The 23,279-nt window shown below is 72.3% G+C and carries 23 protein-coding genes and 2 pseudogenes; 13 read left to right on the forward strand and 12 right to left on the reverse strand.

Translation table 11 applies throughout. The features are described from left to right. Positions 1–2 precede the first annotated feature (2 nt). The 3 genes from ACIQR3_RS31435 to ACIQR3_RS31445 are packed head-to-tail and all read left to right on the forward strand — an operon-like array spanning position 3 to position 1,736. Positions 3–461: a cupin domain-containing protein gene (locus ACIQR3_RS31435; protein ID WP_403544024.1), complete on the forward strand. Its 459-nt coding sequence runs from the start codon at positions 3–5 to the stop codon at positions 459–461. Between the two features lie 19 nt (positions 462–480). After that, positions 481–777 carry an antibiotic biosynthesis monooxygenase family protein gene (locus ACIQR3_RS31440; protein ID WP_403544025.1) on the forward strand — a complete coding sequence of 99 codons (297 nt, stop codon included), beginning with the start codon at positions 481–483 and terminating at the stop codon, positions 775–777. A gap of 50 nt (positions 778–827) precedes the next feature. Beyond that, positions 828–1,736, forward strand: a complete 909-nt coding sequence (locus tag ACIQR3_RS31445; RefSeq protein ID WP_403544026.1) for a GntR family transcriptional regulator — start codon at positions 828–830, stop codon at positions 1,734–1,736. On the opposite strand, the gene ACIQR3_RS31450 is transcribed toward ACIQR3_RS31445, so the two are convergent. Genes ACIQR3_RS31450 through ACIQR3_RS31460 form a run of 3 tightly spaced genes read right to left on the reverse strand, consistent with a single transcriptional unit; the run spans position 1,676 to position 5,212 of the window. Then, complete coding sequence (locus ACIQR3_RS31450; RefSeq protein ID WP_403544027.1) at positions 1,676–3,211, reverse strand: GMC oxidoreductase; 1,536 nt, start codon at positions 3,209–3,211, stop codon at positions 1,676–1,678. The genes ACIQR3_RS31445 and ACIQR3_RS31450 overlap by 61 nt on opposite strands. Positions 3,212–3,230: 19 nt before the next feature. After that, positions 3,231–4,151, reverse strand: coding sequence for a sugar phosphate isomerase/epimerase family protein (locus ACIQR3_RS31455; RefSeq protein WP_403544028.1), 921 nt, complete (start codon positions 4,149–4,151; stop codon positions 3,231–3,233). After that, positions 4,148–5,212, reverse strand: coding sequence for a Gfo/Idh/MocA family protein (locus ACIQR3_RS31460; protein WP_403544029.1), 1,065 nt, complete (start codon positions 5,210–5,212; stop codon positions 4,148–4,150). The genes ACIQR3_RS31455 and ACIQR3_RS31460 overlap by 4 nt, the downstream gene beginning before the upstream one ends. Before the next feature lie 123 nt (positions 5,213–5,335). Here ACIQR3_RS31460 and ACIQR3_RS31465 point away from each other — a divergent pair, with 123 nt between their 5' ends. From ACIQR3_RS31465 to ACIQR3_RS31485, 5 genes are all read left to right on the forward strand, one after another. After that, entirely contained in the window at positions 5,336–6,604 is a 1,269-nt protein-coding gene (locus ACIQR3_RS31465; protein ID WP_403544030.1) for an ROK family protein, read from the forward strand. A gap of 234 nt (positions 6,605–6,838) precedes the next feature. Further along, entirely contained in the window at positions 6,839–8,182 is a 1,344-nt protein-coding gene (locus ACIQR3_RS31470) for an MFS transporter (protein WP_403544031.1), read from the forward strand. 63 nt (positions 8,183–8,245) lie between these two features. Continuing rightward, positions 8,246–9,556, forward strand: a complete 1,311-nt coding sequence (locus ACIQR3_RS31475) for a DUF6379 domain-containing protein (protein ID WP_403544032.1) — start codon at positions 8,246–8,248, stop codon at positions 9,554–9,556. Between the two features lie 6 nt (positions 9,557–9,562). After that, a complete protein-coding gene (locus ACIQR3_RS31480; protein WP_403544033.1) occupies positions 9,563–9,997 on the forward strand; it encodes a hypothetical protein in 435 nt (144 codons plus the stop codon). A gap of 328 nt (positions 9,998–10,325) precedes the next feature. Next, entirely contained in the window at positions 10,326–10,814 is a 489-nt protein-coding gene (locus ACIQR3_RS31485; RefSeq protein WP_403544034.1) for a GNAT family N-acetyltransferase, read from the forward strand. 63 nt (positions 10,815–10,877) lie between these two features. Here ACIQR3_RS31485 and ACIQR3_RS31490 read toward each other — a convergent pair whose 3' ends face one another. The 3 genes from ACIQR3_RS31490 to leuA form a co-directional block, all read right to left on the reverse strand. Next, complete coding sequence (locus tag ACIQR3_RS31490) at positions 10,878–11,930, reverse strand: inositol polyphosphate kinase family protein (protein ID WP_403544035.1); 1,053 nt, start codon at positions 11,928–11,930, stop codon at positions 10,878–10,880. Between the two features lie 633 nt (positions 11,931–12,563). After that, positions 12,564–13,388: an ABC transporter ATP-binding protein gene (locus ACIQR3_RS31495; RefSeq protein ID WP_403544036.1), complete on the reverse strand. Its 825-nt coding sequence runs from the start codon at positions 13,386–13,388 to the stop codon at positions 12,564–12,566. Beyond that, entirely contained in the window at positions 13,385–15,190 is a 1,806-nt protein-coding gene (gene leuA, locus ACIQR3_RS31500; RefSeq protein ID WP_403544037.1) for a 2-isopropylmalate synthase, read from the reverse strand. Before leuA ends, ACIQR3_RS31495 begins: the two co-directional genes overlap by 4 nt. A gap of 169 nt (positions 15,191–15,359) precedes the next feature. Between leuA and ACIQR3_RS31505 the strand changes: the two genes are divergently transcribed. Next, positions 15,360–15,755: a hypothetical protein gene (locus ACIQR3_RS31505; RefSeq protein ID WP_403544038.1), complete on the forward strand. Its 396-nt coding sequence runs from the start codon at positions 15,360–15,362 to the stop codon at positions 15,753–15,755. Between the two features lie 477 nt (positions 15,756–16,232). Here ACIQR3_RS31505 and ACIQR3_RS31510 read toward each other — a convergent pair whose 3' ends face one another. Together ACIQR3_RS31510 and ACIQR3_RS31515 are read right to left on the reverse strand one after the other, a co-directional pair. Continuing rightward, positions 16,233–16,814: a TetR/AcrR family transcriptional regulator gene (locus ACIQR3_RS31510; protein WP_403544039.1), complete on the reverse strand. Its 582-nt coding sequence runs from the start codon at positions 16,812–16,814 to the stop codon at positions 16,233–16,235. 56 nt (positions 16,815–16,870) lie between these two features. After that, on the reverse strand, positions 16,871–17,710 hold the full coding sequence (locus ACIQR3_RS31515; protein WP_403544040.1) for an NADPH-dependent oxidoreductase: 840 nt from the start codon (positions 17,708–17,710) through the stop codon (positions 16,871–16,873). A 326-nt stretch (positions 17,711–18,036) separates the two neighbouring features. Here ACIQR3_RS31515 and ACIQR3_RS31520 point away from each other — a divergent pair, with 326 nt between their 5' ends. Next, the gene (locus tag ACIQR3_RS31520) at positions 18,037–18,480 is read left to right on the forward strand and encodes a hypothetical protein (protein WP_403544041.1); all 444 of its coding nucleotides are present in this window, start codon (positions 18,037–18,039) and stop codon (positions 18,478–18,480) included. A gap of 34 nt (positions 18,481–18,514) precedes the next feature. Continuing rightward, positions 18,515–18,871: pseudogene (locus ACIQR3_RS31525) on the forward strand (hypothetical protein); the annotation flags it as partial. A 45-nt stretch (positions 18,872–18,916) separates the two neighbouring features. On the opposite strand, the gene ACIQR3_RS31530 reads toward ACIQR3_RS31525, so the two are convergent. Then, positions 18,917–19,846, reverse strand: a complete 930-nt coding sequence (locus tag ACIQR3_RS31530) for an alpha/beta fold hydrolase (RefSeq protein ID WP_403544042.1) — start codon at positions 19,844–19,846, stop codon at positions 18,917–18,919. A gap of 120 nt (positions 19,847–19,966) precedes the next feature. Here ACIQR3_RS31530 and ACIQR3_RS31535 point away from each other — a divergent pair, with 120 nt between their 5' ends. Further along, positions 19,967–20,737 (forward strand): IclR family transcriptional regulator, encoded by a 771-nt coding sequence (locus ACIQR3_RS31535; protein ID WP_403544043.1) that lies wholly within the window; start codon positions 19,967–19,969, stop codon positions 20,735–20,737. A gap of 90 nt (positions 20,738–20,827) precedes the next feature. On the opposite strand, the gene ACIQR3_RS31540 is transcribed toward ACIQR3_RS31535, so the two are convergent. Next, positions 20,828–21,016, reverse strand: coding sequence for a hypothetical protein (locus ACIQR3_RS31540; protein ID WP_403544044.1), 189 nt, complete (start codon positions 21,014–21,016; stop codon positions 20,828–20,830). Positions 21,017–21,365: 349 nt separating this feature from the next. Here ACIQR3_RS31540 and ACIQR3_RS31545 point away from each other — a divergent pair, with 349 nt between their 5' ends. Next, positions 21,366–22,163: a hypothetical protein gene (locus ACIQR3_RS31545; RefSeq protein ID WP_403544045.1), complete on the forward strand. Its 798-nt coding sequence runs from the start codon at positions 21,366–21,368 to the stop codon at positions 22,161–22,163. Here the strand turns inward: ACIQR3_RS31545 and ACIQR3_RS31550 are convergent. Continuing rightward, entirely contained in the window at positions 22,120–22,800 is a 681-nt protein-coding gene (locus ACIQR3_RS31550) for a GPP34 family phosphoprotein (RefSeq protein ID WP_403544046.1), read from the reverse strand. The two genes, ACIQR3_RS31545 and ACIQR3_RS31550, sit on opposite strands and share 44 nt — an antisense overlap. A 184-nt stretch (positions 22,801–22,984) precedes the next feature. Continuing rightward, positions 22,985–23,188, reverse strand: a pseudogene (locus ACIQR3_RS31555) (helix-turn-helix domain-containing protein); the annotation flags it as partial. Positions 23,189–23,279: the final 91 nt, after the last annotated feature.

A 23,279-nucleotide genomic window follows, 5' to 3' on the forward strand; every position in this document is an offset into this window, starting at 1 on the left:
CCGTGCACGACCACCACGCCACCGACGAGCCCTGCTTCGCCTCCTTCGAACCCGCCGTCCTGCGCCCGGCCGAGCTGACCTCCTTCAGCCGCGGCGGCGGCGCCCGCACCATCCCGCTGGTCACCCGGGCCGTCGGCGCCGAGGTCTTCCTCACCGGGCAGACCCTCTTCGAGGGCGGCGCGGGCATCGCGCTGCACACCCACAACTGCCCCGAGAGCGTGACCATCCTCGAAGGCGACGCCGTCGTGGAGATCGACGGCACCGAACACCACGTGACCCGCTTCGACACCACCTACGTCCCCGCCGGCACCCCCCACCGGTTCCGCAACGCCTCCGCCACCGAGCCGATGCGGATCCTGTGGATCTACGCTTCCGTCGACGCCACCCGCACCATTGTCGAGACCGGCGTCACCGCACGGGTCGACGCCGAACACAGCAAGGCCGCCGCGCACCGCGACTGACAGCAGAAAGCAGCACCGCATGATCACCGAGATCGCCCAGATCGAAGTCGAGCCGGGCCACGAGGAGCAGTTCGAGGAGGCCGTCGCCCAGGCCCGGCCCCACTTCCTCGCGGCAGACGGCTGCCACGGAGTCGACCTGCACCGCAGTGTCGAACACCCCTCGCGCTACCGGCTGATGGTCCGGTGGGAGACGGTCGAGCACCACACCGTCACCTTCCGCTCCTCCGAGGGCTTCGCCCGCTGGAGGGCCCTGGCCGGCCCGCACTTCGCGGCTCCGCCGCAGGTCGAACACGTACACTCCGTCCTCGCACCATGACGTCGGCGGCCGGGACCAGCAGGTCCCGGCCCACGCGGAGGCACCAGACGATGACAGCGCCCACGGCCGGTCCCGGCCCCACCCCGCTCACCCGGCGGACGGCCGCCCGCATCCTGGAGCACATCGCGTCCGGCGGGCTGCCGGCCGGCACCCGCCTGGTCGAACGGGCCCTCGCCGACCAGCTGAAGGTCTCCCGCTCACCCGTCCGCCAGGCCCTGCGCCTGCTGGCGGCGGAAGGTGCCGTGGCCCCGGCCGAACGCGGCGGCTACACCGTCGCCCTCTCCGGGCCGGCCCTCACCGAGGCGGCAGCGGGCCCGCCGGCCGAGGACCACGCCGAGGACGCCTACCTGCGGATCGCCGCCGACCGCCTCGACGGGAACCTGCCCGACCGGGTCACCGAGAACGCCCTCGCCCGGCGCTACGACCTCACGCCCGGACAACTCGCCCACCTCCTGCGCCGCATCGCCGTGGAAGGCTGGATCGAGCGCCTCCCGGGCTACGGCTGGGAGTTCCAGCCCATGCTCACCTCGATGGACGCGTACCAGGACAGCTACCGCTTCCGCCTCACCATCGAACCCGCCGCCGTCCTCGAACCCGGCTTCACCCTCGACCGCGAAGCCCTCGAAACCGTCCGCGCGCAACAACAGCGCCTGGTGGACGGCGACATCCGCACCATCGGCAACGCCCAGCTGTACGACCTCAACAGCCGCTTCCACGAAGCCGTGATGGCGTGCAGCCGCAACTCCTTCTTCATCGACGCGCTGCGCCGCGTCGACCGCCTGCGCCGGCTCATGGAATACCGCCGCTCGCTCCAACGCGACCGCGCACTGGTCCGGTGCGCGGAACACGTGGAGATCGCCGGCCTGCTGCTGGCGGGCAAGCGCGCCGAGGCATCCGCCTACCTGCGTGAGCACCTCTCCTCGGTCGGCGTGGAGAAGGCGAGCCGGCCGGCCGGCTGACCCGCCGGCGGCTCCAGGTGGTCCAGGAGCGCGGCGGCGCCCCGGACGGCGAGGGCGACGGAGGTCAGGGTCGGGTTGCAGGCGGTGGCGGTCGGGATGACGTTGTTGCCCGCGACCCACAGGCCCTCGGTGCCCCAGACGCGGCTGTGACTGTCGCAGACGCTGGTGCCGTCGTCGGCGGGGCCCATGCGGGTGGTGCCCTGGTAGTGCAGCGAGCTGCCCGCGGGCAGCAGGACGGGGGAGTCGTCCAGGGGGATTCCCACGGCCGCCGCCGCTTCGGTCACGGCCTTCCTGGCCCGGTCGACGGTGACGAGATCGCGCTCGGTGTAGCGGTAGTGCACGCGCATCGCGGGCAGGCCGTACGCGTCGGCCGTGGTGTCGTCGAACTCGACGCGGTCCTCGGCGGTGATGTCCTTGGCGCAGAACCAGCCCAGTCCCACGACCGTGCCGGGCTCGACGGTCGTGTCGTCGGCGAGCGGGACGGGGGAGGCGTCGAGCTGCATCACCTGGCCGTGGAAGGGGTGCGCGTCGGTGTAGGGCACCCAGCTGACCCCGCTCTGCGGGACGATGGCGCCGTCCTCGTCGCGGGTGCGGCCGGTGACGGCCCGGTGGGCGGTGACGACGTCGTCGGGCAGGCGGGCGGCGTGGACGATCTGCGGCTGGTCGTTGAGGTAACGGCCCAGGGCGGGCGGGCGGATGCCGGAGGCGTGCAGCAGCTGCGGGGTGCGCAGGGCGTCCGCGGCCACGACGACCGCCCGGGCGGTGACGGTCCTCTCCGCGCCGTCGGCCAGGTCCCGTACGGTCACCCCGGTCACGGTGCCGGCGTCCAGGACGACGCGCAGGCACAGACAGCGGTCCGCGATCTCCACGCGCGGGTCGTGTGCCGCCCGGCCGAGGACGACGTCGGTGCCGCTCCAGGTGTGGGCGCCGTCGGGGCGTCTGGTGACGGCCAGCGGCATCGGGGCCACCCGTCGGTCCTGCGGCCGCTCCGGGTCGAAGAGGGCCGAGAGGCGGGCGCGCACCTCGTCCGCGAAGGGGGCGTGGTCGAAGGCGTGGGCGTCGACGCGCAGCAGTTGCTCGGCCCGGGCCAGGTGGGCGTCCAGCTCGGCGGCGGGGACGAAGGGGATCCGCTCGCCGTCGCCCGGGCGGGGGCAGGCGCCGGTCCAGTGGGCGCCCATGCCGCCGACGTTGGTGGAGAGGGCGGCGGCGGGCAGGTCGGGCGCGCCGAGCAGGCGGGTGCCCGGCCGGCCGGCCGGGCCGGGGCCCTCGGAGGCGCGTTGCGCGCGGGCGCGTTCGCCGGCGTCGGGGATGTTCTTGACGTGGGTGCCGGGCGGGTCGGTCAGGCGCGGGCCGGCGTCGAGCAGCAGGACGCGGGCGGTGGGGTGACGGTCGTACACCTCGCGCACGTAGGTGCTGCCGGTGGGGCCGCTGCCGACGACGACGAGGTCGTAGGCGGTTGCCGAGGGGAGGGACATGGGGGCTCCGGGGTGAGGGTCAGGCCACGACGAGGGGGCGCAGGGTGTGGTGGGCGATGGCCAGGCCCTGGCAGACCTTCTCCGGGGTGCCGCCCCACAGCGGGTCCTCGTGTTCGACGGAGAGGGTGCCGGTGAACCCGGCCTCGTACAGCCGGTCGACGACGCGGGTCCAGTCGACCTGGCCGCGGCCGGGTACGCGGTAGCGCCACCAGCCGGTGGCCCAGGGGTCGCCGTTCTTGACGGTGGTGCCGAAGAAGCCGTAGCGGTTGCGGGCCACCGGGTCCAGCTCGATGTCCTTGGCCTGGGCGTGGACGATGCGGTCGGCGTAGGGCGCGATGGTGGCCAGGGGGTCGATGCCGAGCCACATCAGGTGGGAGGGGTCCCAGTTGAGGTACAGGCCGAGGGAGAACATCCACTCCCACAGCTCGGGGGAGTAGGCGATGTTGCCGGGGTGGCCGTCGGGGTGCCAGCCCTCCATCACGCAGTTCTCGATGATCAGCTTCACGTCGCGTTCGCCCGCGTAGTCGACGAGTTCGGGCAGGACGCGTTCGGCCTCGCGCTGGTTCTCGGGCACGCTGCGGGCCGGGTCGCGGCCGATGAAGGTGCCGACGTACGGCACGCCGAGGGCCTGGGCGGCGTCGACGGCGTGCTGGAGGTGGGTGCGGATCTCCTGGCGGCGGGCGGGGTCGGGGTGGAGGTTGTTCTCGTAGTAGGCCAGGGCCGAGACCGTCAGGCCGGTCTCCTCCGTCACGCGCCGCACGCGCTCGCGTTCGCGCGCGTCGAAGTGGGCGACGTCGATGTGCGCGGCCTCGAAGTCGCGTCCGCCGGTGTCCGGCCAGACGGCGACCTCCAGGCGCTCGTAGCCGGTCTGCGCGGCCCAGCCGGCGACGCGCTCCAGGGACCAGGTGGGCAGGCAGGCGGTGAGCATGCCGAGTTTCATGCGGGGACCTCCGTCCAGGTGGAGTCGGCGGCGGCCGAGTCGAGCACCGCCCGGGTCAGGCGGGCGGCGCGCAGGCCGGCGTCGAAGGTGGGCAGTCCGTCCACGCTCTCGCCCCGTACGGCGGCGTAGGTGTCGGCGACGAAGTCGGCGAAGCACTCGCGGTAGCCCTGCGGGTGGCCGGCGGGCAGGGCGTCCGGCCGGCCGCCGGTACGTGCCGGATCGCGCGTCAGCACGCGGTCGGCGTCCCGGCCGCCGACCCAGAGGCGTTCGGGACGCTCCTGGTCGAAGACGTAACTGGCTTCCGGACCGTCGAAGGAGAACCAGAGCCGGTTCTTGCGTCCGGCGCTGGCCTGACTGATCACCAGGGAGCCCAGCCCGCCGCCGTCCGTGCGGAAGGAGACCACCCCGCCGTCCTCGGTGGACACCGCGCGGCCCGCGCGGACCGGGTGGGCCCGGCCGAGGGTGGCCTGTACGGCCGTGATGCGCTGGCCGGTGACGAACTCCATCAGGTCGCACCAGTGGATGCCGATGTCCCCGAAGGCCCGGCTGTCGCCGCCGCGGCCGGTGTCCACCCGCCAGTTGTCGGCGTCCGCGTCCGCGAGCCAGTCCTGGAGGTACGAGCCGTGCAGCAGCCAGGGCCCGCGGGCCTGGTCCGCGATCAGCGAACGCGCCAGCCGTACGGAGGCGTAGAAGCGGTAGACGAACGGCACGGTCGCCACCCGCCCTGTCCGCGCCGCGAGGTCCGTGAGGTCCTCCGCCTCCTTCACCGAGACGGCGAGGGGCTTCTCGCAGACCACGTGCTTGCCGGCCTCCAGCACCCGCCGGGCCAGGTCGTGGTGCAGGTGGTTGGGGGTGCAGACGTGGACGACGTCCACGTCGGAGGCGAGTACCTCCTCGAACGTGGCGGGTACGGCTCCGGGCACGGCGTCGGCCAGCTCCCGGGCGCGGCCGGGCGTACTGCCTGCCACCAGGCGCACCCGGCCCGCCGCCGCCGTCACGGCACGGGCGTGCACGGAACCCATGAATCCCGTGCCCACGACCGCGGCTCGGATCTGCTGCATGTCCGCCTCGGCTTCTCCTCGGGAACGAATGACGGGACCACTATTGCACGTGGCGTGCAAAAGTCGTCAAGAGTGTGCTCCCCGGCGACAGAAGTCGCGACGGGGGTGCGCAATGATGGCGGCATGTCGCGTCGTCCTCCCACCGCCATCGACCAGTACGAGGCCCTCTCCACCGTGGTGCGCCTGGTGCGCGGCAACCGGGCGCGCACCCGTCCGGAGCTGGGCGCGACCGCCCTCCTGGGGCGCACGGTCATCTCCCAGCGGGTCGAGGAGGCGATGGACCTCGGTCTGCTGGAGGACGCCGACGTCGGTCCGTCGAACGGGGGGCGGGCGCCGCGGCGGCTGCGCTTCCGGGCCGAGCGGGGACTCGTGCTGTGCGCGGTGCTCGGCGCCGCCGCGCTCGACGTGGCCGTCACGGACCTCGACGGCCGGGTGCTGGACCGCCGCCACCTGGAGTGGCGCATCGCCCGCGGCCCCGAGCAGACCCTCGACTTCCTCGACGAGCAGTTCACCGCCCTGCTCGACGGGCGCGACCCCGAGCGGCTGTGGGCCGTGGTGATCGGTGTCCCCGGCCCCGTGGAGTTCGCCACCGGGCGGCCCTCGCAGCCCCCGATCATGCCCGGCTGGGACGGCTACGACATCCGCGGCCGGCTGCGCCGCCGCCGCGGCGTGCCGGTCTGGGTCGACAACGACGCCAATCTGCTCGCCCTGGGCGAGGCCAGGACCACCGGCCTCGCCGACGACCAGCACCTGATCTTCGTGAAGGCCGGCACCGGCATCGGCGCGGGCATCGTCAGCCGGGGCCGGGTCCATCGCGGCAGCAAGGGCGCCGCGGGCGACATCGGGCACGCCCGCGTGCTGGAGGACAACTCCGTGATGTGCCGGTGCGGGCGCACGGGCTGCCTGGAGGCGCTCGCGGGCGGCTGGGCGCTGGCCCGGGACGCGGTGAGCGCCGTGCACGAGGGCCGCAGCCGGTTCCTCGCCGACATCCACCGGGCGACCGGCGAGATCACCCCGGCCGACATCGGCCGGGGCGTCATGGCCGGTGACGCCTGGTGCCTGACGGCCGTAGCGCGGGCCGCCGAGCGCATCGGCAGCCTGCTGGCCGCCCTGGTGAACTTCTACGACCCCGACTGCCTGGTCTTCGGCGGCGGCGCCGTCTCCGGCGGGGACACCTTCCTGCGGGTCGTCGACCACACGGTGCGCAGCCGGGCCCTGCCGCTGGCCTCCGAGGGGCTGACCATCCGGTCCTCCGTCGCGGGCGACACCGGTGTCGTGGGCGGGGCGCACCTCGCCGTCGAGGCCCTGCTGTCGGCGGACGCGCTCGCCGCCTGGGCGCCGGGCGGAAGCCCCTCCGCGGTGGACCCCGAGCGCCTGGTGGCCGCGGTCTGAGGCGCCCGGCCGCTCGCGCACCTCGGCGGGTGGATGCCCGCGGGGCCGGCATCCATTGCGCCTATACCGCGCACAGGGTCGCCGTAATCCATTGACTTATGTCTACGGCGTGCATAAGTTCCGACGGCAGTGAGCGGACAGGACGACGTCCGCCGCAGTCACCGGCAGCCGCCCCTCCCGCCCCGCCTCCCGCGCGTCGCGGCGGCCCGCCCTGCCTCCCGAAGGGACTCGACGATGAGTGCCGTGCCCTCACCCGCCACCGGCGTGGCCGCCTCCCCCTCCGCCGGTCCGCCCGCGCCGACCAGGTCCGCCCAGTTCGGCTACGGGCTCGGTGACCTGGCGTCCAACCTGACCTGGACCACGCTGACGGCGTTCCTGCTGTTCTTCTACACGGACGTCGCCGCCCTGACCGCCGCCACCGCCGGCACGATCCTGCTGATCGGCCGGATCGCCGACGCGGCCATCGACCCGTTGGTCGGCCTCGCCGTCGACCGCACCCGCAGCCGCTTCGGCCGCGCCCGCCCCTACCTGATCTTCGCCGCGCCCGTCCTCGGCCTCGCCTTCGCGCTGGCCTTCACCTCGCCCGGCACCGGCACCACGGCGGTGGTCTGGGCCGCGGTCACCTTCGTCGTCGTCGGCATCTGCCACTCGCTGGTCAACGTCCCCTACGGCGCGATGCTGCCCATGCTCACCGACGACACCGACACCCGCCTGAAAATGAGCGGCTACCGGTTCGTCGGCGCCTCGCTCGGCCTGATCACCGTCTCCCTCGCCGTCATGCCGCTCGTCGAGGCCCTCGGCGGCACCGACCGGGCCCGCGGCTTCACCGGCATGGCCCTCGTCCTCGGCACGGCCGGCACGCTGCTCTACTGGATCGTCGCCCTGCTGTGCCGGGAACGCCCCGCCCCGCCGGCCGCCCGCGAGGCCACCTCCCTGCGCGCCCTCGCCTCGCTGCCCCGCAACCGCCACTGGCTCGGGGTGAGCGCCGCCTCCCTGACCGCCTTCGTCCGGCTCGGCATCATCACCGCGGGCGCCGTCTACTACGCCCGTGACGTCCTCGACGACACCTGGGCCACGAGCTACATCCTGCTCGCCTTCTCCCTCTCCGCACTGGTCGGCTCCCTCGTCACGCCGTGGTTCCTGCGCCGCAGCGGAAAGCGCCGCGGCATCACCCTCGGCCTCGCTGCGACGGCGGCCCTGTACGTCCTCCTCTTCTTCCTGGACGGACAGCCGGCCGCGTTCATCGCCGTCTTCCTCCTCGCCAACCTGCTCGGCGGCTTCGGGCTGGTCGCCGCCCCCGCGCTGGTCTCGGACACCATCGACCACCACGAGACCCTCACCGGCCGCCGCGACGAGGGCCTGCTCTACGCCGGGTACAGCTTCGCCACCAAGGTGGGCACCGCACTCGGCGGCTCTCTCTTCGCCTGGGCGCTCGCCTGGGGCGGCTACCGCGCCGACCACGTCTCCGCCCAGGCGAGCCAGGCCATCGAGTGGGCCTTCATCGGCCTGCCGGCCCTGCTCTGCCTGGTCCAGGCGGCCTGCATGCGCCTGTACGACCTGGAGCGGCGCCCCGCCTGACCACCGCGCGGCGCCCCAGGCGACCGACGCCCCACCGCACGCACCGAACCACGAAGGACGACCATGCTCGAACGCCCGATCATCCAGCAGCGCGGCTTCCGCAACACGACCGATGCCACCGGCACCGAGGGCTTCCAGCTCCAGCTGCGCAACCCCAACTACCGCGGCATCGCCGGCAGCCTCGTCGACGGCGCCGACGTGACCGTCGACGGCCGCGCGTTCCCCCGGCAGGCGCAGCGCTGGACATTGCAGGGACGCACGTTCACCCTCGACGAACTGCGCGCCTCCACGGACGTACGGTGGCAGCTCGACGAACCCGCCACGCTTTTCGTCCCCCACCCCGGCGGCCTGAGCGCGGGCGTCCACCACCTGGAGGTCGCCGTCCACCTGCGCCGCCCCTACATCCCCGAGATCGCCGGACCCTCGGTGTTCCGCTCCACCGCCACGGCCACGATCGTGCCCGACACCACCCCGGCCGACGGCCTGCGCTACGGCGTCTCGCTCTACAGCTACTCCGGTGACCTCTGGACCTCGATGTCCCTGGAGGACGCCATGGCCGACATCGCCGACCTCGGCGCCACCGGCATCGAGATCCTCGGCGAGGGCAACATCCCCGGCTACCCGCACCCCGACCCGGCCTGGACCGACACCTGGCACCGGCTCCTCGACCGCTACGGACTCACCCCGACCAACTACGGCTCCTGGGTCGACACCGCCCTGTGGCGCGACCGCGACCTCACCGCCGAGGAGGGCCGGGCCCAGCTCGAACGCGACCTGCGCCTGGCCAAGCGGCTCGGCTTCACGTCGATCCGCCCCAAGTTCGGCGTCGTCACCCCGGAACTCGACCCGCACCCCATCTGGCAGCCCGCCGTCGAACGCGTCCTCGACCTCGCCGCCGACCTCGACATCGTCATCTGCCCCGAGATCCACAGCCCCACTCCGGTCAAGCACCCGGTCACCCAGGCATACCTCGACTTCATCGACCGGACGGGCAGCGACCACTTCAAGCTGCTCATCGACACCGGCATCTTCCAGACGGCCCCGGTCGACGACGGCCACGAGGGCTTCGAGGGCAAGAAGCGGCCGGCCTTCCTGGAACCCCTGGCCGTCCCCATGAGCGACCTGGCCGACGTGCTGCCCCACGTGCACTTCATCCAGGCGAAGTTCTTCGAGATCGACGACCGGCTCACCGACCTGCACATCCCCTGGCCGGAGATCATCGCCACCCTGCGCACGGCCGGCTGGCAGGGCTGGCTGTCCAGCGAGTACGAGGGCCGGCGCGAGCCGTACCGGGGCCGCGAGCAGGTCCGTCGGCAGCACGCCCTGCTGCGCGCACTGAGCCAGGGAGCGGCCCCCGGCGCGGACCTCGGCTGACGGCCGGTGCCGGCCCCACGGTGGGCATCCCCGGCCGGCGGTTGCCTGGACCGGGCGGGTGTCCACGTCCCAGAAGCGCCCCGCCGGGCCTGCACCCGCGTCGACGGCAAGGACGCCATCCTGCGCGCGGCCCAGGAACGGTTCCAGGAAGTGCTCTGCACCGAGCACCGGGAACTCGTCCGGGACGACCGGTGGGAAGGCAGGCCACTGGCGGGCCTGCTCCCCGAACTCCGTCACCCCGATCCGCAGCGGGCGGTCAGGTCCTGCTTCGTCACCGTCTACGCGACGCTCGCCCGCGCCATGGCGCTCGGCGTCGCCGCGGAGGCCGCGGAGGCCGCGGAGGCGGCCGGGAGCGACAGCGGTGACCTGTCCGACCTCATCGAGGACCTGGGCGGGATGGCGCTGTCGTTCCTGCGCTGCGAGGCCCCCGCGGGGAACTGAGGGGCTCCGGTGCCGGGCGCGGGCACAGGCGCGCGGCACACCGCTCGATCAGCCGGTCGGGCCGGTGCGGAGCCTGCCCGGCCGGCCGACGTGCCCCCGGAAGCGGTGAAGACGTCCCGGCTGGAGCGGGCCAGCGGATCTCCCCGCACCCCGTGCGCGGCCGCAGGCCCCCCGCTCGGGTGTCCCCTGCGCTGACGTCCTCGATGTCCAGGGGGAGGCCGACGCGCCGGTCCTCTCCCGGGGCGACGTACCCCTGGACCGCCTCCTGGCCGCCCCGCCCGCCCGCCGGGCTGCGTGACGGCACACCCCGGTGCGACATACTCTCCCGATGAGTTCACGCACTTCCCCGATCAGCCGGCCGGTCACGGTACGGAGGGCCGTCGCACGGGATGCCAAACGGCTGACGCGGCTCGTGCGTGGCTCGGGCGCCTACGCGGGCACGTACGCGGCCGCGGTCGCGGGCTACCGGGTCGGGCCCGATTACATCGAGGCCCACCGCGTCTTCGCGGCCGTCGGCGCCGACGAGCAGGGAGGCCGGGTCCTCGGGTTCTACTCGCTCGTCCTCGCCCCACCGGAACTCGACCTCCTGTTCGTCGCCGACGAAGCGCAAGGAAGGGGTATCGGACGGCTGCTCGTCGCGCACATGCGGTCCGAGGCCCGTGCCGCCGGGCTCGACCGGGTCAAGGTCGTGTCGCATCGTCCTGCCGAGGGCTTCTACCACCGCGTAGGCGCGGTGCGGACCGGGACCGCGCTCGCCAACCCGCCCGCCGTGCCGTGGGACCGTCCCGAATTCGAGTTCCGCGTTCCTCCGGAATGACGCGGGCTCGCGTCCGGCGCCCCGGCGCCTTCGCTGAACCTCGCGGGGCAGGGCCGTGGGCCGCTATTCCACGTTCTGGTCGCTCGTCCCGTCCTGGTTGCTTGCCTTTCTGGCAGCCGCCCTGACGTCTTCGATCAGTGACTGCAGTCCCTTGTCGAAGCGCTGCCGGTATTTCTCCGTCTGCTCTTCGCTCATGGTGCTGCTGCCGAAGGTGTGGGCGAAGTCGATGAGTTTGAGCTTGGCCGAGGCGGCCTGGTTTCCGTCCGTCGGCTCCTGGTCCACTGCGATGAGCACGCTCGCGGCGATGAAGGCGAGGCCGGAAGCGCGGGCGGCGCCCCGCACCTGTTCCAACTGCTGCGCCATTTCGTCGTAGACGCTCGCGTCGTTCGACAGCTTCCGTATGTTGTGCTTGGACAACATGCCGTTCATGAGGCGGTTGCCTCCCAGGCCCGTGCCGGCGACCACGCGATAATCGTTCGACTTCGATCCGGTCACCGCATCGGCGAGCTTCAGCTTCGCCTTCTTCTTCGCGGCGGCCGCTTTCTCCATGGTGAGCAGCAACTCCTGCTTGCTCGCCGTGCTTTCACCCACCTTGATGTCGAGCAGCTTCGGCTTGTTCATCCCGTGAGTCAGGTTGTCGATGTAGATGTGGGTCTCGTCGCTGCCCTCCGTCTTGCTGTCCATTTTCTTGGCGTCCGCGGCGGAGTACGAATGCGGCACCACGTGCTCCAGAGCGGCATGCTTGCCGGCGCGCATGTCCGAGTAGAACTTCCGCTCCACCTCGTTCGTGGGCTTCTCCAGTACGCTGCCTCCGGCCCGTTTGTTGATACCGCCGTGGCCGCCCGTCGCTTTCTCCTCCGCCCGTTGGACGGTCGTCGCGGCCGTGCCGTGGCGCACGACACGCTGGACGGCTTCGGGGACCGCCGTGGCCCCTCCCTGCCGAGCCATGTCGACCACCCGTGACATGGCGGCGTTGCCCGCGGTGTTCTGCAGCAGAACGGCCGACGCCGGGAGCGATCCGGCATCGACCGGCTGACGCGTCGCGGTGGCGGCGAGCGCCGCCCTCCGCTCACGCTCCAGGTCCGCGGCCCTGGTCCGGTCTTCGGGCTGGTGCACCTCTGATGCTCCTCACGGTTCGGTGTGACCTCACTGGAATCGAACAAGGAGAGGCCGAAGGCAGGGGAGACGGGAAGGTACCGGAGGGCACGGGTGGGGGCAGCCGGCCCGGCCCCCGCGCCCTCGCGAGGCCAACGGCTGTCGCAGGGGCCGTCTGTACGATGCTCGGGCGTCCTGCCCACGTACCTCGCTGACAAGATCTCCTGTGGGCGTCCAGTCCAGGATGAGCCTGTCCCGGTCCTTGCGCCCGGCTGCCGGTCGGCGGACCCGGATCCCGGTGCGTCGATGGTCCCGGTTCTTCCCGTCGGTACCGAGGGGTCGATGACCTCGGTCAGGGCTTGCGGTCACACACCCGGGCTGACGGTGCGCCGTCGCCCGGCGAGCAAGGGCCGCACCTCGCCGGTTGTCCCGGAAGCCGGGCGCCTTGCTCATCAGCTCCGGGGGCGGCGTGGATGAGCCCGACGCGCTCCCGCCGGCGTGCGAGGGCGCATGGTGGGCCCCTTCGCCGCCGGCCGACCCGTCACCCGATCCCAGATGCCCGACCACTGCCCCCTTGGAAACGAACGTCCAGTGGCCGGTCGTGGTGGTGCGCGCCCCGCTGGGGAGGGAACGCACCACCACGGACTGTTCCCGTCACACCGCCGCTGCGGCCGGCCCCGGTCTCCCCGCCGGGCGGCCGGCCCGGACGCTCCAGCGTCCGTCGACGCGGGTGAGCCGGACCGGATGGTCGAAGCACTCGCTGACCCGGTCGCTGGTCAGCACCTCGTCGGCCGGGCCGGAGGCGAGACAGCGCCCGTCCCGCAACAGCATCACATGGCTCGTCCCCGGGGGGAGTTCCTCCAGATGGTGGGTGACCAGCACCGACGCCAGACCGGTGAAGGTGTGCTGGAGGGTGTCGATCCGCTCGATGAGTTGCTCCCGGCCGGCCACGTCCAGACCGGTGGCGGGCTCGTCGAGCAGCAGCAGCCGCGGACTGGGCATGAGGGCCCGCGCGATGAGCGCACGGCCCCGTTCGCCCTGGGACAGGGTCGGCCACCGGGCGTCGCGGCGCTCACCGAGGCCGAGCAGGGCGATCAGCCGGTCGGCCTCGGCGACCTGCTCGTGCGTCGGCTGCCGGCGGGGCACCCGCTCCAGGGTGTTGGTCAGGCCGGTCAGTACGACGTCGCGCACCTTCAGTGGCGACCGCAGGTCGTGTCGGGGATTGACATGGCCGATGTACGAGCGCAGCCGGCGCATGTCGACCCGGCCCAGGCGGTGGCCCAGTACCTCGACGTGGCCCCGGGTGGGGTGGGTCAGTGCCCCGAGGAGAGCGAGCAAGGTGCTCTTGCCCGCGCCGTTGCTCCCGAGCAGCGCCCAGTGCTCGCCGGCCCGGACGGTCAGTGACACCCCGTGCAGGATCGGGTTGCCGTCGCGTACGACGTCCACGTCCCGCACGGACAGAACCGGGGGTGCGCTCACGAGGCGACCCGCCCGGAACGGTTGACGGCGGCCATGACCGCGTGCACGGAGGCGGTGAGCACCGAGGTGTCCCAGCCGGCGCCCCAGCGCACCACGTCGTCGACGCGGCACTCGGCGTAGGCGACAGCGGGGCTGTTGGGGCCGCTGGTGGTGGAGTGCTCGGTGTAGCCGAGGATGTCGACGGTGACGCCGATGCCGCTCAGCGCGTCGGCGAAGGCGGACAGGGGCCCGTTGCCGGTGCCCGCGCAGTGGTGTTCCCGGTCGCCGGTGCGCAGGGTGCAGGTGAACCGGTGCTCGCCGGGAACGGGTTCGGTGGTGTGCCAGGACTCCAGGGTGGCCGGGCCGTCCAGGGCGGGGGCGAGGTAGGTGGTGCGGAACAGCTCCCACAGTTCCTTGTGCGACAGTTCCTCGCCGGTCGAGTCGGTGACCTGCTGCACCGTGCGGGAGAAGTCCGGCCGCATGCCCTGCGGCAGGTCCAGGCCGTGGTGGGTGTGCAGGAGGTGGGCGATGCCGCCCTTGCCGGACTGGGAGTTGATCCGGATGACCTCTTCGTAGGTACGGCCGATGTCACCCGGGTCGATGGGCAGGTACGGCACCGCCCACGGCGCCTGCTCGGCCGGCACCCCCAACTCGGCGGCGCGCTTGGCGTGGTGGGCCAGGCCCTTGGAGATGGCGTCCTGGTGGGTGCCGGAGAAGGCGGTGTGCACGAGGTCGCCGCCGTAGGGGTGACGGGGGTGTACCGGCAGCCGGTTGCAGTACTGCACGACCTCGCGCACCGCGTCGATGTCGGAGAAGTCGATCATCGGGTTGACGCCCTGCGCGTACAGGTTCAGCGCCAGCGTCACCAGATCGACGTTGCCGGTGCGCTCGCCGTTGCCGAACAGACACCCCTCCACCCGCTGCGCGCCCGCCAGGACCGCGAGTTCGGCGCAGGCCACGCCGGTACCCCGGTCGTTGTGCGGGTGCACCGAGAGGATCACCGCGTCGCGGCGGGCCAGATGGCGGTCCATGTACTCGATCTGGTCCGCGTACACATGGGGAGTGGCGATCTCCACGGTCGCCGGCAGGTTGTGCACCACCGGCCGGTCGGGGCCGGCCTCCCACAGCTCGGACAGGCTGTTGCACACCTCCAGTACGAAGTCCGGCTCGGTGAGGTTGAACACCTCGGGGGAGAACTCGAACCGGATGTCGGCGTGAGGCCGTTCCTCGACGCGGCGCAGCAGGTGGGTGGCGGCCTCGTGGATCAGCGCGTGCACCTCCTCGCGGGAGCGGCCCAGGACGACGTCCCGCCAGGTGGGCGCGGTGGCGGTGTAGAGGTGGACGAGGACGCGGGGCAGCCCTTCGACGGAGGCGACGGTCCGGTCGATGAGGTCCTGCCGCGCGGCGGTGAACACGGAGACGGTCACGTCGTCGGGGACGGCTCCGCTGGTGGCCAGGTGCCGGACGAAGTCGAAATCGGTCTGGCTCGCGGAGGGGTAGCCGACCTCGATCTCCTTGAAGCCCATGGTGACCAGGAGGTCGAACATCCGGCGCTTGCGCTCGGTGTCCATCGGTTCGGCCAGTGCCTGGTTGCCGTCCCGGAGGTCGACGGGCACCCACAGCGGAGCGCGCTCCAGCCGGCGCGACGGCCAGCGGCGGTCCGTGAGCGGCAGCGCGACCCGCTCGTGCGCGGACTGGTAGCGGTGGTGCGGCATCGCGCTCGGACGCTGGGGGTTCCAGCGGGGCGCGTCCGCGGGGAGGTCACCGGAAGGGGTGCGCAGGGTGGGGAACGCCGTGCCGTGCGGGAGGGGGGAGGAAGTCATCGGTGCGGAATTTCTTTCAGTCGGCTTTCCGGAGACCGGCCCAGCCCGGAACCCCGCTGCGGGGTGCCGGTCATGTGTCAGGCCCCGCAGCGGCAGCCGAGGAGAAGAAGCTCGCGCAGCAGCATGCGGGTACAGTAACGGCAACTCAGCTCCTCAGACAACCTGAGAGGTGATACGGCACGGTCGCGGCGGCACCCTGTTCCTCAGGGGAGTGATCTACGGGCCCATGGGAGCGTTCCTGCCCGAGCTGTTCCCGGTCCGCCTGCGTTACTCCGGGGCGGGGCTCGCCTACAGCCTCGGCGGGGTGGCGGGCGGCGCGGTGGCGCCTGTGGTGGTGACCCGCCCGCAGTCCGCCTGCGGATCGGCGTCGGTCGGCTGGTACGTGAGCGCGATGGCGGTGGTGCCGCCGGCGTGCCCGCTCCTGCTGCCGGAGACCCGTGAGCGGAGCACCGCGAAGCCTGATCCTCGGCTCGGCACACCGACCGGTGAACCGGTCGCGGCCGTCGACGGCACGGTGCCCACCACATGGGACGGCCCGCACGGTGAGGTGGACGGTCGTGCGTGAGGCCGGCGGCGTCACCCGAGGGTGGTCATCAGGTGCTGGTCGGAGTGGCCCGAACGGTTCCCCGCTGCGCCGTCCCGGCCTCCGGGAGGGCGCTGGGCACTCCGCCCCGACCGACTGGTCAGCCGCTCCCGCACAGCGGGGGATCCTCCTCCCGGCAGGTGGCGTGCTGGGCTGAACACCGCAAGCGAACGTGAGCGGCACAAGACCCGCCTGTCCGACACGCGGCGGCCGGGGTGCCATCGCGCTGTTCCAGCGCCCGCCCAGAGGGTCGTGGCTCGGTGCCGGTCGGGGCGTCATGTCCGTGAGGGCTTGGCTCGGGCCTCCGCCTCGTCGCGCATCCGGTACCGGTAACACTGCGGCGACTCCCCTACCTCCCGACGACTGAAGCACCGCTCAACTACGTTGCGACGCCGATGGACGTGACGGTCGCATGCCGGTGGCCGTTCGACGTGACGGCCGCGGTTGGGCCGGAGTGCGTCACGGCCCACCGGGGCGGGTCCGGATCGCTTCCAGCCCGCCGATGACCATGGCCACGGAGAACTCGGTCGCGGTGGCCAGGTCGTACCTTGAGTGGTCCACCGACGCGGTGTAGGCGGGCAGGGTCTCGCGGATGTGGTCGGACATGGCCGGCGTCGGCAGTCCCTGGGCGAGACCGAATGCCTGGAACTCGACCATGGCGACGACCAGGCGCAGCTGGTCTGGCCGGAAGCCCCCTTCGAGCAGCGCGGCGAACATCGGTTCGTACACCGCGATGGAACGGTCGCAGGCCACGGCGGTGGTGGACAGGAGCGGCAGGATGCGTCGGTGCCTGCTGTACAGGATGGTGAGCTGGCGCAGGAGGTTGGCCACGGCTTCGCGCCAGTCGCGCGCGGGTCCGACGGGTTCCATACGTTCCAGCATCCGCAGCCGGGCGAGGTCGATGACCTTCGCCCGGCCTGTGACATGGGAGTAGAGCGATGACGGGGCGACACCGAGGTGCCGGGCCAGCTGAACCATCTGGATGTCGCCGGTGCGCTCGACGAGTTCGATCGCGCCGTCCGCGATTCGTGTCGCGGACAACAGCGGCGTCTTCGGCCTGGCCACGCCCGGTGCCCTCACTCCCTGTCGAATGCCCTTCAGCGCAGCAGGTAGCCGCGCTCCTCCAGCGTACGGCGCAGGTTCTCACGCCCGTCCATGTAGTCCAGGCCCATGCCCACCACGACCGAGTGGCTCCATGTCTTGTCACGCAGTCCGTACTCGGCGCGGAAGTCCTTGAACGCGGTCTCGTAGTCCTCGATCCACTCCTCGGTCGGCCGTGTCCGGTAGCGCTCGCGGTGCAGTACGACGTTCTGCGCCGGGCGGGGATGCACCGCGCTGGGGCGGTGCGGGTCCGGGGTGCCGATGGCCATGCCGAACACGACATAGGCGTACGGGGGAAGTGCGATCAGGTCGGCGAGCTCCTTGGCATGGTTGCGCAGCGAGCCCAGGTACACGCCTCCCAGGCCGATCGCCTCTGCCGCGACGAGCCCGTTCTGGGCAGCCAGGGCCGCGTCGATCGAAGCCATCAGGAAGGCGTCGACGTAGTCGGTGACGACGGGCTTGCTGCCCAGCTCGACGCTGATCGTGTGGTTGCGCGACATGTCCGCTACCCACAGCAGCACGCTGGGGGCCTGGGCGACGAAATCGAACCCGGCGAACTCCACGCCGTGCGTCAGCCTCGCCAGCTCGGCCTTCGTCTCCGGGTCCGAGACGGCCACGAGACTCCACTGGTGAAGGTTCGACGATGTGGACGCCGACTGGGCGGCTGCCACCACCGTCTCCAGAGCGCCGTCGGGCAGCGGCTCGTCGGTGAACGCGCGCACTGAGCGGTGCGCGATCAGCGTTTCGATCTGCTCGTTCCAGATGAAGTTCTCCGGCTTTGCCTGCTGCCCGTAGCGGGCTTCCAAGAGTGCGTCCCGCCGCGACGAGTCGGTCATGGCTGTCCTTCCGTTATCCGAATCACATTCGGTTACGGCAACCACCAGCCTGCCGGGTTCATTCCCCGCCGTTCCGGCCTGTCGGCAAGAAGCTGGACAGGCACGACGTGATCCATCCACCTGGCGGCCGCAGCACCCGTCGCCAGGTCCGCCGGGGCCCGGCCGCGATACGGAAGTGGAGCCCGACTCCCTCTTCCACCCACCCGAGAAGTCATCGCCGACCTCTTCGCCCAGGCGAAGCCCGCGATCCCGGCCGTCACCGCTGCTGGGTCACCGCGTGCCTGGGCGCCGACCCGCAGCATCTCACCCTCCGCGATGGCGAGACGGTGAAGTCCGCGGGCGCCCCCGCCGGCGAACTCATGGCCGCACTGCGGGTCAGCGGCGCCGACTCGGTCACCGTGACCACGGCCCTGGCCCCCACGTCTGCGATCGCACGCGCGATGCCTCCGCCGGCCGGGAAGCTGCTGTCGATCCCGGTGGTGCGGCGTTTCGCCGTCCGTCGTATGGCCGCCGTCAAGGCAGAGGCCACACCCAGGCCGCGCCGGCACTCCTGGGACCACGCGGTCGTCACCTGGCCCGACGGCACCCGTCGCGAGGGCTGGCTGCGTGCCGACGACGGTATGGACCACACCGCCGTCACCGCCGAGACCGCCGCCCGCCTCGCACGCGGCCGAGGCAAGCCCGGCGCTTGCACCCCCGCGGCAGCCCTCGCACCCGACCTCGCACCCGACCTCGCCACCGCAGCCGGCGGTACCTTCATCCTCGACTGAGGCCCGTCACCGTACGCTCACGGCCACAAAGCAGATGACCCGGCCCCAAGGCCGGCTGACCGTCCACGGCGGACGCCTCCTGGTCGATCCGGTCCGCACCGGGACGCCCCAGCGCGCACATCGTCGACGCAACCGGCGTCTCCCGCGCCACCGCTCACAAGTGGGTACGCCGACGGCGGCGGCCATCGCACCATGTCCCGACGACAGACCACGGCCAACCGGCAGGCCACGACCGACGCGCCTGGAGGCGGAAGCCGGTGATCGGTCACAGCTCCGTCCACACCGCCGTCGACGACCACTCCCGGCTCGCCCGCACGAGGTCCTGACGCCGCACCGCGCTCGATGGCCGGCCACCCATCAGCCGCGTCAACAAGCCTACGGGTCAATGCACCTGGTTCTCCTCGCCGCCCCGCAGGCGCGTTCACGAGGCCGCCGGTCACTCAGCCAGCGTGGCCGCCCAGCGGGTGAAGATCTTGACGTACTGTTCCGGGTCGAGCTGGTGCATCACGTGCAACGCGTCCGGCACCGACTCGTAGTCGACCCTCACCCCGGCCGACTCCATCAACCGCCTGGCCTGCGCGGCCTGCTCGTCGGAGAGTGCCCCGAGCCGGTCGCCGGTCTCCGGGTCGATGCCGCGCGTGTGGTGCGTGAGGAGTACCGGCGTCTTGACCTGGCTCAGCATGCGCTCGTGCGGGCAGTTCAGGGCAACGGTCCCTTCCCAGAAGGCCCGCGCCCACTCCGGGTCGTACTCCTTCATGTGCTGCGGGATCTCGTCGGCCACGAAGTGCCGCGCCGCCGGCGACGACGCGGCGTCGGCCGCGCGCCGGAAGCCCTCCCAGTCGCCCACGGTCCACTGGTCGCCGAGGTACGTGCGGAAGAGTTCGAACAGGGGGCCCATCCCCTGACGGACCGAGTGGCCGTACGTGGGGACGAGTTCGGACGCGAAGAACGGGGCGTCCTCGCACAGCACACCCCGGATCTGCCCGGGCATGGCGTACGCCGACAGCCAGGCCGCGAGGACGCCGCCGGAGGAATTGCCCGCGACGACGACGGGTCGCCGCACCACCAGGGCGATGAACCGGACCAGGTCGTTGCCGAAGTTGTCGAGGCTGTACCGCTTCGGTGTCCAGCTGCTGCGCCCCTGGCCCCGCAGGTCGACGGCGTAGACGTGGAAGTCCTCCGCGAGGAGGCCCATCGTCTCCTCATATCCCCACCAGGAGCCCGTCTGCTCGGGGACCAGCAGCACGGCGGGCTTGTCGGGATCACCGGCCTCGGCGTAGTTCATGGTGATCTCACCGAGGTCGGCCTGCCGCTCGGGATAGGCGTGCGGGACGTAGACATCGCGCAGCGCGGGGTTGGGCATCATCACTGTCTCCTTGGTCTTCGAGCCCGAACATGACCAGTACCGGCGTCCACAGGTCACCGGCCGGGTGGGTCACGGAGCTAGTATTCGAACCGTGGCCGCCGACGCGCACGGACGATTCCAATGAGTGGAACACCAGTACAGACCCCTCGCTCGGGACGGCCGCCCCGTGGCGAACCGATCCTGGAGCGGGCCTTCAGGGTCCTGGGGGCCTTCGCGGAGGCCGGGGAGGGCCTGCCCCTGCACACGCTCGCGGCTCGGGCGGGTCTTCCGAAGAGCACCACGTCCCGGATCGCGGCCCAGCTGACGGGTGCGGGCGCCCTCGAACGCCTCGACAACGGCGATTTCGTCGTCGGCCTGCAGCTCCTGGAGATCGCCTCGCTGGCGCCCCGCGGCCACGGACTGCGTGCCGCCGCGCTGCCGTTCATGGAGGAGCTGCACCGGGTCACCGGCCAGCACATCCTCCTCGCCGTACGCGACGGCGACGAGGCCGTTCTCGTCGAGCGCCTGTCCGCACGGGACTCGGCAGAGGTCAAGTACCGGGTCGGCGGTCGCCTCCCCCTGACCGGAACCGGCATCGGCATCGCCCTGCTGGCGCACGCCCCCGAGCGGGTACGGGAGGAGGCGCTGGCCGACGCGAACGACGCGGAGCTCCTGCGCCGGCTCATGGCCGCCGTCCGCACCGAGGGCGTCTGCGCCATGACGGTGCCCAACCCCCTGCCTTCCGGGCCCGCCACCATGTCGACCGTCGCAGCCCCGATCCTGGACCGTCGCGGTGACGCGCTGGGCGCGCTGTCCCTGGTCGCCCCCGGCGAGGGCGGAACCCGGGCCGCCGCCGCTCGGACGGCGCTGCGGACGGCGGGCCTGGTGATCTCCCGGGCCGTGGGGCGGTGAACCGCGACTTGGCCGATCCGCTGACCCGCGCCCACGGCGCCGGGTCCCGCACTCAGGCGCCTGACAACGACCCGCGAAGCCGTCAGCGGCTCAGGACTCGACGAACTTGTCCGCCACGCCCCGTTCCAGGCAGTCGTCCGGCAGGTCCTGGACGGCCGACTCGGCTTCGGCGCGTTCGGTGTGCAGCCGCCGGCAGGCGTCGGCCGTCGTCCTGAGGCTGGGAGTCGTGGCCCCCTGGCCGATGAAGACGGCGGCCTGGTCCGAGCGCGATCTTCGCATCGCTGTGCGGGGCCGGGTGGCGTCAGGAGGTGTCAGAGCGCTCGCCTTCTGCGGACAGGCAGGATACTCAGGGCCATGACAGTGCCATCGGCGTGGAAAGAGATCGGGCCGTTCCATTTCCCGGCTTCACGCGAGTGGGGCCGTTTGCAGTGAAGTTCGTAGTGCGGCTTGCCGGTACTCCTCCACGCGGCCGTCTTTGATCAGTCCGGACAGCTCCTCCGTCATTCCGGAGAATGCCTCGATACGTGCGCTCCCGATGCGGAAGACGTGGTCCGTGCCGACGAATTTCGTATCGCCCACCTCGATATCTGCGTCGTCGACGCTCGATGTGGCGGCGAAGGCGGGAACGTTGTTCCCGAGGAATCCCTGGCTCTACCGCATACCCGGCGCGGTCTCGGTGGCCCGGCTGTTGCCCTCCGGCGACGACACCGCCTTCCGGTTCTCGGTGCGCGCGCTGGCGGACGCGGGCAGGACACTGCGCCGACTGCACCGGGAACCGTGGGCGTTCCCGGAGCGGCCACCGCATCCCGGCACGCGACGGCTCCGCGCCTGGCTCGCGGGGGAGGAGGCCGGCCCCGGGGCGGCCCGGTTGCGCGCGCTGGCCCGCACCCGGCTCGGCACCTCTTTGCGGGCGCGGCTGACGGACTGGTCCGAGGCCGCGAACGAACCGCCCGGCGGGGGAGAGGCGGTCCTGCTGCACGGTGCGCCCAGCACCGGCTGGCTGGTGCCTTCCCTGGCCGGCGGCCACGCCGCCCTGCTCACCGGCGAGGAGGTCACCGGCGGCGACCCGGCCCTCGATCTCGGCTGGATCCTCGGGGAACTGCACGAACTGCGCACCGCCGCCGCACGGGGCCTCGGCGCCGCCGGACAGGGCCCGCCGGTCGACTACCCGGCCGCGGCCCGGGCCCTGCTCTCCGGGTACACCGACGGTGCCGGTGCGCCCGCCCTCCCGTCCGGCACCGCACGCGCGGCCACCCTCCGGCTGGCCGTCCACATGCGGGACTTCGCCTCGTTCGTCGGCTGGCACGAGGACCTGCGCCGTTACTGCGACCTGCTGGCGGAGACGCTCACCGAGGACGGCGCCCCCGCCCTGCGGTGGGACGTCAGCCGCTCGCGACGACCGTCGTCGCCACCGTCACCGCGATGATCGCCGTCAGCGCGTCCTCCGCGGCCTTCACGACGTGGCGCACCGCCGCCGCGGACCACCGGCCCTGCGAGACCGACTCCATGGCCGCCTCGACCCGGCGCGCGTCGGCGCCGGGGAAGGCGAGACGGTGCAGCTTCGCTCCGTGCAGGAGGGCGACCAGGCTCGCCGTACGCTCGTCCGGCGCCGCGCCCGACAGGACGACCGCGTCGAGGCGCTGCCGCACCGCCGCCTCCACCGAGCCGTCGGCCTCCGGATAGCGGCGCACGGGGAAGAGGCCGAGCACCTTCTTCTTCTCCTCCCGGACCAGCCCCTTCTCGATCAGGCCCGTGTTCGCCCCGGCCACGGCGTCGGACTTGAGCCGGTTGATCCAGTCCTTGGTGCTGCCCGGCCGGTCCTTGCCGGCGACGGCTTCGAGCGCGGCGTCCAGGGCCGGCTCCCCCAGCGGCGTGGCATCGACGACGGTGACCTCGTCGTCCGTCACGTCGATCCGGCCGGCCAGCGCGAGTTCCACCAGCGAGGCCGCCGCGATCGCCGGGGCCACCTTCGCCGGCTCCTTGGCGGTGCCGGACTCGTCGTCCAGGGAGATGAGCAGAAGCTGCTCGCCCAGGGTGGTGGGGATTTCCTCGGGGGCTTCCATGTGTCCGTTCCTCCGGTGTCCGGGTGGGGCCGGGTGTCGGCGGCGAAGATCCTCGCCTCCGTTCTCTGGGACGCCCCTGCCCGTACTTCCGTTCCCGCACCAGCCCACTTCGCCGACGGGGCGCGGTCGTGTACTCGGTGGTCCTGCTCGGCTGGGTGAACGCACACGGAGCGCGTCGAGCGGATCAGCGCCCCCGCAGGGCGTCGAGTGCCCGCAGCGCCACAAGGAGTTCGGTGCGCTGCTCGCCGGATCCCAGGGCGCGGCCGATCAACCGTTCGATCGTACGGAGCCGTTGGTGGACGGTCTCGCGGGACACACCGCCGGAGCGGGCGGCGACGGTCCTGTTGCCGGCGGCGTTCAGGTATCCGCGCAGGGTCGTCAGGAGGTCGCGTGCCCAGGAACCGGGGTCGAGGCCCATGGGGGACAACCCCGGGCGACTGGACATCGAGGCGTCCTTTGCTGCCCTTTGCGGAGCCAGC

This window comes from Streptomyces sp. NPDC090994 (assembly GCF_044768905.1).
GTDB lineage: Bacteria > Actinomycetota > Actinomycetes > Streptomycetales > Streptomycetaceae > Streptomyces.